The organism is Pseudomonas serbiensis (assembly GCF_030580745.1).
GTDB lineage: Bacteria > Pseudomonadota > Gammaproteobacteria > Pseudomonadales > Pseudomonadaceae > Aquipseudomonas > Aquipseudomonas serbiensis.
On sequence record NZ_JAUQOO010000017.1, the window covers coordinates 131,173 to 145,227 of the forward strand.

General features: G+C 56.2%; 12 protein-coding genes and 1 pseudogene. 2 read left to right on the forward strand and 11 right to left on the reverse strand.

Annotated elements, in window-relative coordinates:
* Nucleotides 1-58: 58 nt before the first annotated feature.
* The 4 genes from Q6A51_RS20545 to Q6A51_RS20560 form a co-directional block, all read right to left on the reverse strand.
* Nucleotides 59-907, reverse strand: coding sequence for an ureidoglycolate lyase (locus Q6A51_RS20545; RefSeq protein ID WP_304575602.1), 849 nt, complete (start codon nt 905-907; stop codon nt 59-61).
* 38 nt (nt 908-945) lie between these two features.
* Nucleotides 946-1,680, reverse strand: a complete 735-nt coding sequence (locus Q6A51_RS20550; protein ID WP_201018801.1) for an SDR family oxidoreductase — start codon at nt 1,678-1,680, stop codon at nt 946-948.
* The gene (locus Q6A51_RS20555; RefSeq protein ID WP_201007013.1) at nt 1,680-3,071 is read right to left on the reverse strand and encodes an MFS transporter; all 1,392 of its coding nucleotides are present in this window, start codon (nt 3,069-3,071) and stop codon (nt 1,680-1,682) included. Before Q6A51_RS20555 ends, Q6A51_RS20550 begins: the two co-directional genes overlap by 1 nt.
* Before the next feature lie 184 nt (nt 3,072-3,255).
* On the reverse strand, nt 3,256-4,206 hold the full coding sequence (locus Q6A51_RS20560; protein WP_201007014.1) for a LysR family transcriptional regulator: 951 nt from the start codon (nt 4,204-4,206) through the stop codon (nt 3,256-3,258).
* A 115-nt stretch (nt 4,207-4,321) separates the two neighbouring features.
* Between Q6A51_RS20560 and Q6A51_RS20565 the strand changes: the two genes are divergently transcribed.
* Together Q6A51_RS20565 and Q6A51_RS20570 are read left to right on the forward strand one after the other, a co-directional pair.
* Nucleotides 4,322-5,503 (forward strand): fumarylacetoacetate hydrolase family protein, encoded by a 1,182-nt coding sequence (locus tag Q6A51_RS20565; RefSeq protein ID WP_201018619.1) that lies wholly within the window; start codon nt 4,322-4,324, stop codon nt 5,501-5,503.
* A gap of 48 nt (nt 5,504-5,551) precedes the next feature.
* Complete coding sequence (locus Q6A51_RS20570) at nt 5,552-7,339, forward strand: IlvD/Edd family dehydratase (RefSeq protein WP_304575603.1); 1,788 nt, start codon at nt 5,552-5,554, stop codon at nt 7,337-7,339.
* A gap of 51 nt (nt 7,340-7,390) precedes the next feature.
* On the opposite strand, the pseudogene Q6A51_RS20575 reads toward Q6A51_RS20570, so the two are convergent.
* The 7 genes and pseudogenes from Q6A51_RS20575 to Q6A51_RS20605 form a co-directional block, all read right to left on the reverse strand.
* Nucleotides 7,391-8,558 (reverse strand): annotated as a pseudogene (locus Q6A51_RS20575) (L-talarate/galactarate dehydratase).
* A 160-nt stretch (nt 8,559-8,718) separates the two neighbouring features.
* Complete coding sequence (locus Q6A51_RS20580; protein WP_304575604.1) at nt 8,719-9,771, reverse strand: LacI family DNA-binding transcriptional regulator; 1,053 nt, start codon at nt 9,769-9,771, stop codon at nt 8,719-8,721.
* A gap of 339 nt (nt 9,772-10,110) precedes the next feature.
* Nucleotides 10,111-10,527 carry a hypothetical protein gene (locus tag Q6A51_RS20585; RefSeq protein ID WP_304575605.1) on the reverse strand — a complete coding sequence of 139 codons (417 nt, stop codon included), beginning with the start codon at nt 10,525-10,527 and terminating at the stop codon, nt 10,111-10,113.
* A complete protein-coding gene (locus Q6A51_RS20590; RefSeq protein ID WP_304575606.1) occupies nt 10,524-11,096 on the reverse strand; it encodes a type VI secretion system amidase effector protein Tae4 in 573 nt (190 codons plus the stop codon). The genes Q6A51_RS20585 and Q6A51_RS20590 overlap by 4 nt, the downstream gene beginning before the upstream one ends.
* Nucleotides 11,096-11,677, reverse strand: a complete 582-nt coding sequence (locus Q6A51_RS20595) for a PAAR domain-containing protein (protein WP_304575607.1) — start codon at nt 11,675-11,677, stop codon at nt 11,096-11,098. Before Q6A51_RS20595 ends, Q6A51_RS20590 begins: the two co-directional genes overlap by 1 nt.
* A 439-nt stretch (nt 11,678-12,116) precedes the next feature.
* Nucleotides 12,117-12,581 (reverse strand): Abi family protein, encoded by a 465-nt coding sequence (locus tag Q6A51_RS20600; protein ID WP_259645146.1) that lies wholly within the window; start codon nt 12,579-12,581, stop codon nt 12,117-12,119.
* Nucleotides 12,582-12,840: 259 nt separating this feature from the next.
* Nucleotides 12,841-13,626: a hypothetical protein gene (locus Q6A51_RS20605; RefSeq protein ID WP_122320557.1), complete on the reverse strand. Its 786-nt coding sequence runs from the start codon at nt 13,624-13,626 to the stop codon at nt 12,841-12,843.
* Between the last annotated feature and the right edge of the window lie 429 nt (nt 13,627-14,055).

Here is a 14,055-nt window from a genome sequence, read left to right on the forward strand (position 1 = left end):
TCGCGAATGAATTCGCTCCTACTGGGTTGATGTAGGGGCGAATTCATTCGCGAAGCCATCAATCAGCCTGAACCGTCACCTGCTGCTGTTCTCCAAGCCCCGCAATGCCAAGGCGCATGGTCTGACCCGGACGCAGGAAGACCGGCGCGGGCTTGACGCCCAGGCCGACACCCGGCGGCGTGCCGGTGGAGATGACATCCCCCGGCTGAAGGCTCATGCAGCGGCTCAGATAGGCAATCAGTTGCGGGATATTGAATATCAACGTGCGTGTATTGCCCTGCTGGTAGCGGTGCCCATCGACCTCCAGCCACAGGTCGAGTGAATGCGGATCGGCAATTTCGTCACGGGTCACCAGCCAGGGCCCGATAGGGCCAAAGGTATCGAAGCCCTTGCCCTTGTCCCAGGTGCCTCCGCGCTCCAGTTGCCATTCACGCTCGGACACATCGTTGATCACGCAGTACCCGGCCACATGCTCCATGGCGTTGGCTTCGTCGATGTAGCGCCCGCCTTTGCCGATCACCACTCCCAGCTCTACTTCCCAGTCGGTCTTGACCGAGCCGCGAGGAATTTCCACCGCATCGTTCGGCCCGCAGATGGCGCTGGTCCACTTGTTGAAGATGATGGGTTCCTTGGGCACTTCCATATTGGATTCGGCAGCATGGTCGGCGTAGTTCAGCCCGATGCAGATGAACTTCCCTACTCGCCCGACACAGGCACCGATACGCGGCTTGCCCGGCACCAATGGCAGGCTGGCGGGATCAATTGCGGCCAACGCCGCCAGGCCGGCCGGGCTCAAGGCATCACCGGCAATATCCGCCACATGAGCGCCAAGATCGCGGATCTGGTTGTCGGCATCCAGCAGGCCGGGTCTTTCCGAACCTTTTTCGCCGTAACGTAGCAATTTCATTGGGTTCTCCTGTTTCTGTCGAAGATACAAACCGGGATTCAGATACTCATGCCGCCATCGATCACATGCAAAGTGCCTGTAGTGTAGGACGAGGCATCAGAGCCCAGATAAAGAGCCAGTCGAGCGATTTCCTGCGCAGTGCCGAGCCGCCCCATGGGCTGGCGCTCGACAAACTGCCGGTACACCTGCTCTTCGGAAAGGCCTTGCTGCAACGCCTGTTCAGCAATGCGTGCGCGTAGCGAAGGCGAGTCCACGGTGCCTGGACAAATGGCATTGCAGCGAATGCCCTGCCCAATGAAGTCTGCCGCGACCGACTTGGTCAGCCCCACCACGGCTGCCTTGCTAGCGGTGTAGGCAAAACGATTGGGCACGCCTTTGACGCTGGAAGCCACCGACGCCATGTTGATGATCGAGCCTGCTCCGCGCTCAAGCATGCCGGGCAGGAAAGCCCGGATCATGCGGTACATGGCCGTGACATTAAGGTCCATGGAGCGGCTCCAGGCGGCCTCATCGCACTCGAAAATATTGCCCGCATGCACGTAGCCCGCGCAGTTGAACAATACGTCCACCGGGCCGACCTGTTCGCGGATGGCCAGAATGTCCCGGGCCGAAGTGACATCCAGTGTCAGTGCTTGCAGGCCTTCAATCGCCTGCAACCCGCGAATGTCGATATCGGTCGCAATCACTTCAGCTCCTGCCTCGGCAAAAGCCATGGCGCTGGCCAGGCCAATCCCCTGGCCACCTGCCGTAATCAGAACGCGCTTGTTCTTCATCATGCTTTCTCCATGCCCAGATGATTGGGAAGCGCAGACCTGGCGACCGTCGCCTTGCCAAGCATGCTGCCGGGAATCGCCAGAATCAGCCCGCCACTGACCAGCAAGCAGAGCGCCAGTACGTAGGTCCCGTTATTGATGTTGCCGGTGAGTGTTTCGGCGACTGCCGTGATCATTGAACCGGTGAAACCGGACAGATTGCCGATGGCGTTGATCATGCCAATCCCGGCTGCGGCGGCGACACCGGACAGCAGTGTGCCCGGCAAGGTCCAGAAGATCGGCATCAGGCTCAGAATCCCCGAAGCGGCCACCGTGAGAAACAGCACGGAAAGCACCAGGTCCTGAGAAAAGTAGGCACTGAGGATCAAGCCAACACCCCCAATGAAGGCCGGAATCGCCGCATGCATCCGGCGTTCGCCCGTGCGATTGGAGTGCCGGGCATTGAGCAGCATTGCGACGGTCGCCACACCATAGGGAATGGCAGTCAGCAAGCCGATATGCAGCGTGTTGGAGATACCGGCGCTCTTGATGATCGAAGGCATCCAGAACGCCAGGCCGTAAAAGCCGGTATTGAAGGTCAGCAAGATCAGCACCAGCAGCCACACTCGCGGGTTGAAGAAGACTTCACTCATGCGCGTGGCCTTGCCATGGCTGTCCTTTTGCAGATTGGCCTTGAGCAAGGTTTTTTCTGCCGCCGAGAGCCATTTGGCCGAATCGATGTTGTCGCACAGACAGGCAATCACCACACAAGCCATGACGATCGAGGGAATGCCTTCGATGATCAGCATCCACTGCCAGCCGGCCATGCCCTGCACGCCGTTCATGCTGCTCATCAACCAGCCCGACAACATGCCACCCAATGTCAGGCTGACTGGCAAGGCCATCAGAAACCCCGACATGACCCGGCTTTGCCGATGGGTCGGGAACCAGTAATTGAGGTACAGGATGACGCCGGGAAAGAAACCGGCCTCGCAGACACCCAGCAGAAAGCGCAGCACGTAGAACATGGTGCTCGGCTCGATACTGAACACTCGCGCCAAAGGCACCGTAAAGGCAACGGCAATGGAAACCACGGCCCAACTGAACATGATCCGGGCAATCCAGAAACGGGCGCCAAACCGGTGCAGCAACAGGTTGCTGGGGACTTCAAAAAGGAAATAGCCCCAGAAGAACACGCTGGCGCCCAAGGCATAGACAGTGTTGCTGAACTGTAGATCGTTGAGCATATCCAGCTTGGCAAAGCCGATATTGACCCGGTCCAGATAGGCCGCCATGTAACACAGCAGCAGGACCGGCAGAATCCTCAGGATGACCTTGCGATAGGTCCGGTCCTCGAAAGCGGAGTCATGAACGTGCGCACTGGCACTCTGACTATCAGCGTGGGTTTGCATGGGAGTCACCCTTGGCACGTTTACATGCCTGATTGTTTTTATTGAAGGGATCGTTGTCGGGAGGAGAAGGCGATTACCCGATCACGTGCAGAAGCTGATGGGTAATCTATGCCAGGGATCGATTCAGTCCCAATGGCATTTTTGGATTAAGCGATAACAGTTGGTTATCGGAATGGCAGAGGATTCAGGTCTGTTTTTCCTGAGCCAGACGAGCGTTTTCCAGCAGAATGCCGGCGAACTCCAGAGCCGGCCCCGTCAATTGATCGCCCTTGCGGGTCAGGATGCCGTAGTACTGCGGCGTCAGGTGCATTTGCGTTTCAAGGGTCTTGAGCAACCCGCTTTCCAGATGCGGCGCAACCATGGCATCAGGCAGCATGCCGATCATCGGGCCGCTCTGCAGCACCTTCAGAAAGGTCTGCATGGAGATGGTTTCGATGGTGTTGCGCGGCACCTGCACCCCGGCAGTGGCGAACGCCTCTTCCATGCGACCGCGAATCGGCGTGCCCTTGGGATAAAGCATCCACGGCCAATCCACCAGTTGCTGCAAGGTCATGGGACCGGCATCGCACAACGGGTGTCTGCTGTTGACCACAATGCTGAACGGCTCGGGCGCCAGCGCCTGAAAGTCGTAGCGCTGTTGCTGCCCTTGATCGGTAAAGCGTCCGATGGCCAGATCCAGCGTTCGCTCCTCCAGCATCTCCATCAAGTGATCGCTGGTCTGCTCGACCACCTCAATGGCCAGCAACGGCCAGCGCTCCTTGATCTGCACAATGGCTTCGGGCAACACCACTGCCGTTGCGGCAAAGATACCGCCCACCTTGAGATGACCATGGCCACCGGCGCTCAGGTTGTTGATCTGCTCGACAAAGGTTCTGGCGTCGTTCAGTGCGAGTTGAGCATAACGAACCACCTGCACGCCAAGGGCGGTGGGCACCATGCTGCGTGGCAAGCGCTCGAAAATCGCAAAGCCGAACAGGCTTTCGAGTTCCTTGAGCATCTTGCTCAGGGCCGGTTGGCTGAGATTCATCTGCTGGGCCGCCAGGTGCATGTTCTGCGTGCGCCCCAAGGTATCGATAAGCGTAAGGTGCCTGAATTTGAGCCAACTGCAGAAGTTGGAGAATGACAGGTCCGACATGGGTTTCCCTCTGCAAGGCAATAACGCCAGGTTATCGATAAGTGAGAATTTGCCATTGGAGTTTATCCACAGGCCAACCTAGCGTGCAGTTTTTATGGACCAGGAAGCTTGCGCCATGTCGATCAACCTCACGCCTGAAAACACCCTGCCACTGGACAGCCCGTCCGCGACCCTGATCGGTCGCGCCTGGATTCCCGGCGCCTTGGCCGGGCCTTCACCCATCGTTCTGCGGGCTGACGGTGTCTTTGACCTGTCCCGTCATTTCGCGACGCTCAGTGACCTGCTTGAGCAGGACGCGCCCCTGCAAGCGCTTGCCCACGCCCCAGGCGACTTCATCGCCAGCGTTGAAGAACTGCTGGCAAACACAGGCGCTCACGCCGACACCTCAAAGCCTTTCCTGCTGGCACCGGTGGACCTGCAAGTCATCAAGGCAGCGGGCGTCACCTTTGCTGCCAGCATGATCGAACGAGTCATCGAGGAAAAAGCAGGCGGTGACGCGGCCCTGGCCGAAGGGGTTCGCGCCACCGTACGGGAGGTGATCGGTGACAACCTGCGCGCGGTCAAACCCGGCTCCGAGCAGGCCATGCGCCTGAAAGCGCTGCTGATTGAAAAAGGCATGTGGTCGCAATATCTGGAGGTCGGTATCGGCCCGGATGCCGAGATTTTCACCAAGGCCCCGGTGCTGGCTGCCGTGGGTAGCGCCAGCCAGATCGGCATCCATCCCGGTTCGCAATGGAACAACCCGGAACCTGAGGTGGTGCTGGCGGTGAACAGCCATGGTCAGGTTCACGGCGCGACACTGGGCAACGACGTCAACCTGCGGGATGTGGAAGGTCGCAGCGCGCTGTTGCTGGGCAAGGCCAAGGACAACAATGCGTCCTGCGCCATCGGCCCGTTCATCCGGCTCTTCGATGAGCAATTCAGCCTCGACGATATCCGCAACTGTGTCATCGACCTGCAAGTACGCGGTGAGGAAGGTTATTTACTGCACGGCTCCAGCTCCATGAATCAGATCAGCCGTGACCCGCTGGAGCTGGTCGGGCAAACACTCAACGCTCACCATCAATACCCGGATGGTTTCATGCTGTTCCTCGGGACGCTGTTCGCACCGACAGAAGACCGCGATCACCCAGGTGCGGGGTTCACCCACAAAACGGGCGACCTGGTGCGCATCAGCAGCCCGTTACTCGGAGCCCTGCACAATCAAGTCACTCATAGCGACATCGCCTCGCCCTGGACCTTCGGTATCGGCGCCCTGCTACGCAACCTTTCGGCACGAGGATTACTGGCCCGCTGAAACAGACAGCCCCTCAAGACTCAATCGACAACAAGAGAACAAATGAATATGAGCCTGCCCCCGAAACGCCCTCTACGCAGCCAGCAATGGTTCGACGACCCCGATCACGCCGACATGACCGCTCTCTATGTCGAACGCTACATGAACTACGGCCTGACACGGGATGAACTGCAATCCGGCCGCCCGATCATCGGCATCGCCCAGACCGGCAGCGACCTGACACCCTGTAACCGTCATCACATTGAACTCGCTCAGCGGGTCAAGGCTGGCATTCGGGATGCAGGCGGCATTCCCATGGAGTTTCCCGTTCACCCGATTGCCGAGCAGAGTCGTCGACCAACTGCGGCCCTGGACCGCAACCTGGCCTATCTGGGGCTGGTGGAAATTCTGCACGGTTATCCCCTTGATGGCGTGGTGCTGACCACTGGCTGTGACAAGACCACCCCGGCCTGTCTGATGGCTGCCGCCACCACCGACTTGCCCGCCATCGTCCTGTCCGGCGGGCCCATGCTCGATGGTCACCACAAAGGCGAGTTGATCGGTTCCGGTACCGTGCTCTGGCACGCCCGCAAACTGCTGGCCGCCGAAGAGATCGACTACGAAGGCTTCATGGAAATGACCACGGCAGCGTCGCCTTCTGTCGGGCACTGCAACACCATGGGCACTGCGCTTTCCATGAATGCACTGGCCGAAGCGCTGGGCATGTCGCTGCCCGGCTGCGCCAGCATCCCGGCCCCTTATCGCGAGCGCGGGCAAATGGCTTATGCCACCGGCAAACGTATCTGCGAACTGGTACTGCAAGACGTGCGCCCCTCGCAGATCATGACCCGCGAAGCTTTCGAGAATGCGATTGCCGTGGCTTCGGCGCTGGGGGCCTCCAGCAATTGCCCGCCCCATCTGATCGCCATCGCTCGCCATATCGGCGTCGACTTGAGCCTGGACGACTGGCAGCGCATCGGCGTCGATGTGCCATTACTGGTCAACTGCATGCCCGCCGGGAAATACCTGGGCGAAGGCTTCCACCGCGCCGGTGGCGTTCCGGCCGTAATGCACGAGCTACAAAAAGCCGGACGCCTGCATGAAGACTGCGCCACCGTCAGCGGCAAGACGGTGGGTGAAATTGTCCGCCACTCGCTCACCAGTAATACCGATGTGATCCTGCCCTACGAAGCGCCCCTCAAACACAAGGCAGGCTTCATTGTGCTCAGCGGCAACTTTTTCGACAGCGCCATCATGAAGATGTCTGTCGTGGGCGAGGCCTTCCGCAAAAGCTATCTGTCCGAACCCGGTGCCGAGAACAGTTTTGAAGCCCGGGCCATCGTTTTTGAAGGACCGGAGGATTACCACGCCCGTATCAATGACCCGGCGCTCGACATCGATGAACGCTGCATTCTGGTAATTCGAGGCGCTGGCACTGTCGGTTATCCCGGCAGTGCCGAAGTGGTCAACATGGACCCGCCTGCCGAATTGATCAAACGCGGTATCGAGTCACTGCCCTGCCTGGGCGACGGTCGCCAGAGCGGGACCTCGGCCAGCCCGTCGATTCTCAATATGTCGCCGGAAGCGGCTATAGGTGGCGGCCTGGCGCTGCTGCGCACCAACGACTTGCTGCGCGTTGACCTCAATGCTCGCTCGGTCAATCTGCTGGTGGATGAAACAGAACTCGCCCAGCGCCGACAGGCCTGGACACCCAGCATCCCGCCGTCACAGACGCCATGGCAGGAACTTTACCGGCAACTGGTCGGGCAGTTATCCACAGGTGGCTGTCTGGAACCGGCCACCCTGCATATGAAAGTGATTGCACGCAGCGGCGGCGCTCCGCGGCATTCACACTGAGGATAAAAAGACCGCCTGGCATTCGCCGCATGCCGGGCAGTCAAAACAGGTTTATGGGCGGGCGCCGACTTCTGCGACCTGCGCAGTCCACGGCTTGACCTGCTCGCTCAACGACAGGCCAAGGCCTGGGCGGGTTGGCACCAGCATACGACCATCCCGGGTTTCCAGACGCTCGTTGAACAGCGGCTCCAGCCACTCGAAGTGCTCGACCCAAGGTTCTGTCGGATAGGTCGCGGCCAGATGGACGTGAAGCTCCATGGCGAAGTGCGGTGCCAGCATCACACCTGCCTGCTCGGCCATGGCTGCAACTTTCAGGTAAGGCGTAATACCACCCACTCGCGGCGCATCCGGCATAAGGAAATCAGCACCGCGCAACTTGATGAACTCGGCGTGCTCGGCAACGCTGGTGAGCATCTCCCCGGTCGCAATCGGCGTGTCGAACTGCTGCGCCAGCGCGGCATGGCCTTCGGCGTCGTAGCAATCCAGCGGCTCTTCGATCCAGATCAGGTTGAACTCATCGAAACGACGGCACATGCGTTGAGCGGTCGGACGATCCCACTGCTGGTTGGCATCGACCATCAACGGGAAGTTATCCCCAAGGTGCTTGCGCACGGTGCTGACGCGATGAATATCGAGGGCGCAATCCGGCTGTCCGACTTTCAACTTGATACCGCCGATGCCTTTCTCGCGGGACAAGTCGGTGTTCTTCATCAACTGCTCCAGCGGGGTATGCAGAAAGCCGCCCGAGGTGTTGTAGCAACGCACCGAATCACGCTGAGCGCCGAGCGCCGAGCAGCCGTGCCAGAGACAAGTTCGCGCGCTTGGCCTTGAGATCCCAGAGCGCGACGTCGAAAGCACCGATGGCCTGGGTCGATATGCCGCTGCGCCCGACCGAAGCACCAGCCCAGCAGAGTTTTGTCCACAGCCTGGCAATGTCACTGGGATTTTCGCCAATCAAAGCCGGGGCAATTTCCTTCGCATGGGCAAACTGCCCCGGCCCACCGGCGCGCTTGGAATAGCTGAAGCCCAGGCCACGATGGCCGTCTACCGTTTCGATTTCGGCGAACAGAATGGCGATTTCGGTCATCGGCTTTTGCCGACCGGTCAGCACCTTGGCATCGCTGATCGGGTTGGCCAGCGGCAGGAATACCGAGGACACCTTGACATAGGCAATCCGGTCATCATCGGAAGACTTGAGGTTTTGTTGTTGTGCATGCATCAGGCTCTTCTCCTTGGCTGTCCAGACGGCAAAATGATTGCGCAATCATTCGCACTCAAAAAAAAGCCACCGCGGGACTGAGCCGGTGACCGTGAAGCCGATACTACACTGATTGCGCAATCATTCAACGACTCGTACAGTGACTGACGAGAAAAGGAACTCAGGTACTTTGGCGATCGACCAAGGTGAATCCCGTATCTATCCGCACTGGATCAGCGCTTGAAGCCGGGTAGTTGAAACGATCCAGCAACGCCTGCGCGACCTGATCGCCAATGTGCTTGCCATCGACCCGCACCGTCGAAAGCGCCGGATAAACCTGAGCGGCACTGGTCAGATCCCCGAAGCCCATGACCGCCAGGTCCTCCGGCACTCGCAGCCCTCGACTGGCAGCTTCGGCCAGAACACCTTGAGCCACGGTATCGGAACTGCACACCACCACATCCGGCGTTTCAGAGCTTTCCAGTAACTGCCGCAGCCCTTCCCGCCCGGTTTCCAGCGTCGCGGGCGGCGTCAACACCTGCATGGGCACATTATTCATCCCGTGCCGGTTCAGTTCGGCGACCAGGCTGTCACTGCGACGCAGGCCGCGAGGGTCGCTGATGGTCACCACAGCAAAACGCTTGTAACCCTTGGCAAGCAGATGCCGGGCAGTGGCCTGGCCGACGCCCTCATGGGAAAACCCCACCAGCATATCGAGCGGGTCATCACTCAAGTCCCAGGCCTCGACGACAGGAATCCCCGCCTGCGCCAGCCGCAGGCGACTGGACTCGGTGTGCAAAGTCCCCGTCAACACGATGCCATCAGGACGCCGGCCCAATACGGCCTCAAGCAGTTTCTCTTCCTGCTCGGCCGAATAACCGGTGAGCCCCAGAAGCGTCTGATAACCGGCTTCGGCCAAACGGTCCATCAGCGCCTGGACGGTATCGGCAAAAATGGAGTTGGCGATGGTCGGCAGGAAAATCGCCACCAGCCGGCTCTTGTTACTGGCGAGCCCACCGGCCAGCATATTCGGCACATAACCCGTCTTGCGCACCGCCTCAAGCACCTTCTCCCGCGCCTCCTTGCTGACCACATCAGGACGATGCAAGGCCCGGGAAACCGTGATGGGCGAAACACCCGCCACCTTCGCCACGTCAATCAGCGTGAGGCTCGATGCCTTTTTGAACAGCGATGAATCCGCTGCCTCGGACGACTTGCCTGCTTTTTTCGCCATGATGGTTCCGGGGTCTGGAGCGGTAGGGTTTGTGGGGTGGGAATTTATCAAAGCTGAGGGGTTATAGCGGCAGAATTCAAAAAGAATCCTACGCTGAAGGGACTCTTGCTCGGCTCAATTGTCAGGCTCCATGGAGATGTTCAATGCCCAGAGTTCATCCTGACGTCAACTGTTCTGCTCACTCCTGCGACAGTCTCATCCGATTCCGCACAACAGCAGGTGCTGGGGTCGGCGGCGATGATTCAGCGTGAAGTGTGAGCCTGGGGCGCCATGGGAGGCTAACAGGCTCAACATCAAAAATATCGAATTCATTCAGCCTCGTACCCAAGCCAATAGCGACTATTTTTGAATGTACTCATCCTGAGACTTGATAAACGCATCAAATTCTTTAGAGTTATAAACTTTAAGGCATGCATAGAACACCATTTTTTTCTTACTATACTTGCTTCCTGCGGAAACCTTGTCATAGGCCGAAAAAATATAGTCCATCGTTGCTTTGTAAGGGTTATGCAAGGTTTCCAAGGTGTCTTCATTTTGGAGTACAGCATGCATACCTTTCCCCATAAAGCCATAAGCACCTATGGCAAGTTTGATATCCGTTTTTATATCAGACTCATCGGAAAACTGATTAACAATACAATAAGAAAGGCCGTAATCTTTTAAAGACTGCCTGGCTGCTACGACATCAACACTGCCATAGGCAGCGCTTCCAAAGCACGTAGCAAGAAAAAGAAAAGCCAGTAAAAACTGTTTCATCCTTTCAACTCCCAGTAGCTAATCTTCACAAGTACCCCTGTAGAGCCTATCCAATCTTCGCCGTCCTGGCGATGATAGTCAGAACCGTCGCTGGTTACTTCTCCATTCCAAAGAACCACATGCCCTCTTGCATCCTCCCAACCGTCAGCTTCAATGACGATCACACCTTTCTTTCCAGCCATCAAGGCATCGTCCCCTGGGGCCATAACCAAATCAGGTTTCCCCCAGTTATACTTCAGAAAGTCAATCATATCATTGACCCTCAAAATATAGGCGAGTCCATCACTGCCACGCACCCTGTAAATACTTTTATTCTTGATAATTGTGCCCCGTGGAACCTTGTAGCCACCATAGTTGAAAGCTCTGCTCATTCTTAGCGCACAAGAGTTCGCATAATTATCGGGAATTTGCCTCCGTAACTCGGCCGCCTCTCCACCCACCAAATCATAAACGGCTGCAGATTCCATGGAGCCTACTTCGGCATAGGCCTCCCACAAATCACTATAACGAGGTCTGTTGACCTTGACTGCCGTAGAAACACCACCAGCACTTACCGTCAGATTAGTCATTACACTTCACCTTCCATGTCGATACGATCATCCATAAGCACACCAGAAACTACAGCAACCCCACCGGCACCTACAGTGGCCGAAAAAGCACGCTCTATACCACCTCCAACTTTAATATCAATAACCTCGCCAACCTCATAACCCGATGTTTTCACATGCACATTCAAATCCACATAGAATCGAGAAACATCGGCAAGTGGCTCATGACTACTGCCATATGAAAAATAAATTTCTTTTATTGATTTTACTTTCCCCACAGCAGCAATAGACACAAAACTGGCATTAGTGTGCTCAGCGCCACCAAAGACAGTAGACTGGCCAAAAATCACAGTATTGGATTCAGGTGGACAACCACAGGCGACGTAATCACCCTCCAACGCAACCGGACCTGCCGGCAAAATAATGGTTCTTGGCCCTACGGCAACTATAGGCCCCTTGCCTGGACTGCATACGGGGCAACTAGCCATATGCCCGACCGATGATGTATTGACTGCACTATCGATATTAATACCCACGTTGCCTTCCAGTACAGCGCCACCCGTAGATGTAGGAGCTCCAACTCCAATCATTTTGCGTCCCATGCAAACGTCCTTCCTGAGTCAAATAATTACGATCTCGATCTTACGCATCTCATGCATGAAGCCGTGCGGCGCGCATGGCTAAAAATGTATCAACTCGTAACATTCTCGCCTCAAGCCGTACTCACTACCCTCATGCTTTTTTATCTATACGAAACAACTTGAGGCTATCTAAAACCTCCAAGATATTTTTGATAGACCTAAAACGCGAAACCCCCGCAGTGCGGGGGTCTCAAGCTTAAACTTTACGAAAGTCTTATGTAGGTTAGAACGGTTCTATTCACCAAACGACCGTCAACAAATCAGATTTTCCTTTTGAGTCAAAAAGTTGGAAATCAGGCACGTAGCAACTTTCCAAAAACTGTAAACATCACCAGGATTTGATGCACTGTTGTTTACACTTTTCTTCCGTGCTGAAACCCGGCGCGCACTTCAGCCTGAGTCAGGACCAGAAAGGGCGGGCTTGCCAGCCCGGGACCAGACCCAGCTCTGCCGTGGATAAGCCATCCTTGGCCAGCACCGCCGTAGGTAGAGTCGTAAATAGGTGCTTGAAACGCGATTTCCAATCGGAAGTAAGATCGATCTTTGTGAGCAGAGCCCGGACAACCACCGCCCGGGCAAAGATCCGACCGCAGTCATTTTGGGAGGGAAACTCGGACTTAATAGCATTGGCATACTTCGGCGCATCAGCGGTAATCGAAGCGTGCCACAACCGGCCATGATGGGCACAGACATTGCGAAGGAGGGTCAGAGTTTTTAGCCAAGTGATCAGCACGGATTCATCGAAGCCAAATTTAGCCACGACGGTTTTACGATGATCGAGGTGCAGATCACTGAACCAGCAGGACAGCTGGCCAATGGTCATTGCTTCGAGCACGATCCACGCCGGCGGGGCCCTCCTCGATATCCAGAACCCCGCTTATAATACAGCGTCAGTACTCCGTCATTTCAAAAATCATCTACCGTAAAACCATCAAGACACTCATCGCACTCATCAGGCGGCAAATCGCCCTGACCAAAGCAACGGTCGCAGTCCTCGTAATTACCTTCGACATCTAAGCCATAACCGAGACCATCGCAATCGGGACATGATATTTCTGAGGTGCCACCGTGACAGATGCTGCATGGTTTCATCCCTTGACGACGCGGCATGTGAGCAAAAGGGATCATACAGCGCCCCCCACCATAACCATGTCTCTGAACTTAACCGGAAGAGGTCCGAAGCGATCCAAAGACATTTGCCTGACAACCTCCAAATCGTCAGTAGTGGACAGACCACGCCGAGGCGAGAGAACATTTTCGATACCTCGCTGATACCCTGGGCATCCGATAATGTACGCTTCAACGCAGTCGCTGATGCGCTGCAAATACACCACCTCGCCTTTCAGATGGTCCAGCCAGATCGAGGGAAACGCGCCCCCTCTCACAGAGACAAAAATGTCCCAGAGGTAGGGAGCGTAACGCGAAAATGTTGATACATACGCCTGCCTCGCACCTTTCAGAGAAGATCCGTGTCCTGGCTCAGTGCGAATAAGAAGGTCGATGTAAGCAGCTGTCTCGGATAGCTTTTTATAGGCCGGCACCCCCATAGTCGCCGCGGTCCGATCCAGCTCAGAGTAAATTGCCTTGAAATCATTTAGGCTGGTAAATCCATACTCTTCGGCAGCAATCCGATAAATTTCGCTTTGAGAGGCTTTAGCGGCCTCCCCACTTGCAATCGCATTCTTATAGGCCTTGTCAACTATCCGCTTGAAGCCATCGTAACTGCCAGGAAGGATATTTATCCCAAAGTACGCTGAAGCGAGGAAATCTGCAGGCGTTAGCGGACGCCAGACACTGAGCTGAGGAAACTTAAACCTTAGAGAATCCGCGACTTCTTGTGGGAAAATCTTGAAGGCGCGAAACAGCATACGAACTGATTGAAGCTCGTCGTAATCGATACAGAAGGACATATAAAACTCCAAAAATACGAATAATCACCTCTCGAAAAAAGAAGTGAAATCTATAAATGGAGGACATAGCCCTTTGGCCCTTGGCCCGGATGCCGCATCAGAAAATGACCAAACTCAACGCAGAAAATCTGCTGAAAATGGCGATCTCTTCACCCGTCGTGCGCGCAAATTGACCGCACCGGCAAAAATCTACAGACGGGAAGACTCGCCGTCAAGGGTAGATTTTACAGATACCGTCCTCCACTCCCGAAGGTTGAGTGTAGGGAGGTCGACGACCAGAGCCCTGCTCTCAACCATAAACATAACGAAGCTGTTGGCAAATGTGCCGACAGAGGACAGCAAACCATCGTGCGCCCAAAGGTAGAAACGCATATAATGCAAATTACAGACTTCCTAAACAAATTAGCAGACTTCCAAGCGGGAAATTAA

Excerpts from the sequence above, each read along its gene's own strand:
- Q6A51_RS20545 (WP_304575602.1), bottom strand. The coding sequence starts at position 907 with ATGAAATTGCTACGTTACGGCGAAAAAGGTTCGGAAAGACCCGGCCTG.
- Q6A51_RS20550 (WP_201018801.1), bottom strand. The coding sequence starts at position 1,680 with ATGAAGAACAAGCGCGTTCTGATTACGGCAGGTGGCCAGGGGATTGGC.
- Q6A51_RS20555 (WP_201007013.1), bottom strand. The coding sequence starts at position 3,071 with ATGCAAACCCACGCTGATAGTCAGAGTGCCAGTGCGCACGTTCATGAC.
- Q6A51_RS20560 (WP_201007014.1), bottom strand. The coding sequence starts at position 4,206 with ATGTCGGACCTGTCATTCTCCAACTTCTGCAGTTGGCTCAAATTCAGG.
- Q6A51_RS20565 (WP_201018619.1), top strand. The coding sequence starts at position 4,322 with ATGTCGATCAACCTCACGCCTGAAAACACCCTGCCACTGGACAGCCCG.
- Q6A51_RS20570 (WP_304575603.1), top strand. The coding sequence starts at position 5,552 with ATGAGCCTGCCCCCGAAACGCCCTCTACGCAGCCAGCAATGGTTCGAC.
- Q6A51_RS20580 (WP_304575604.1), bottom strand. The coding sequence starts at position 9,771 with ATGGCGAAAAAAGCAGGCAAGTCGTCCGAGGCAGCGGATTCATCGCTG.
- Q6A51_RS20585 (WP_304575605.1), bottom strand. The coding sequence starts at position 10,527 with ATGAAACAGTTTTTACTGGCTTTTCTTTTTCTTGCTACGTGCTTTGGA.
- Q6A51_RS20590 (WP_304575606.1), bottom strand. The coding sequence starts at position 11,096 with ATGACTAATCTGACGGTAAGTGCTGGTGGTGTTTCTACGGCAGTCAAG.
- Q6A51_RS20595 (WP_304575607.1), bottom strand. The coding sequence starts at position 11,677 with ATGGGACGCAAAATGATTGGAGTTGGAGCTCCTACATCTACGGGTGGC.
- Q6A51_RS20605 (WP_122320557.1), bottom strand. The coding sequence starts at position 13,626 with ATGTCCTTCTGTATCGATTACGACGAGCTTCAATCAGTTCGTATGCTG.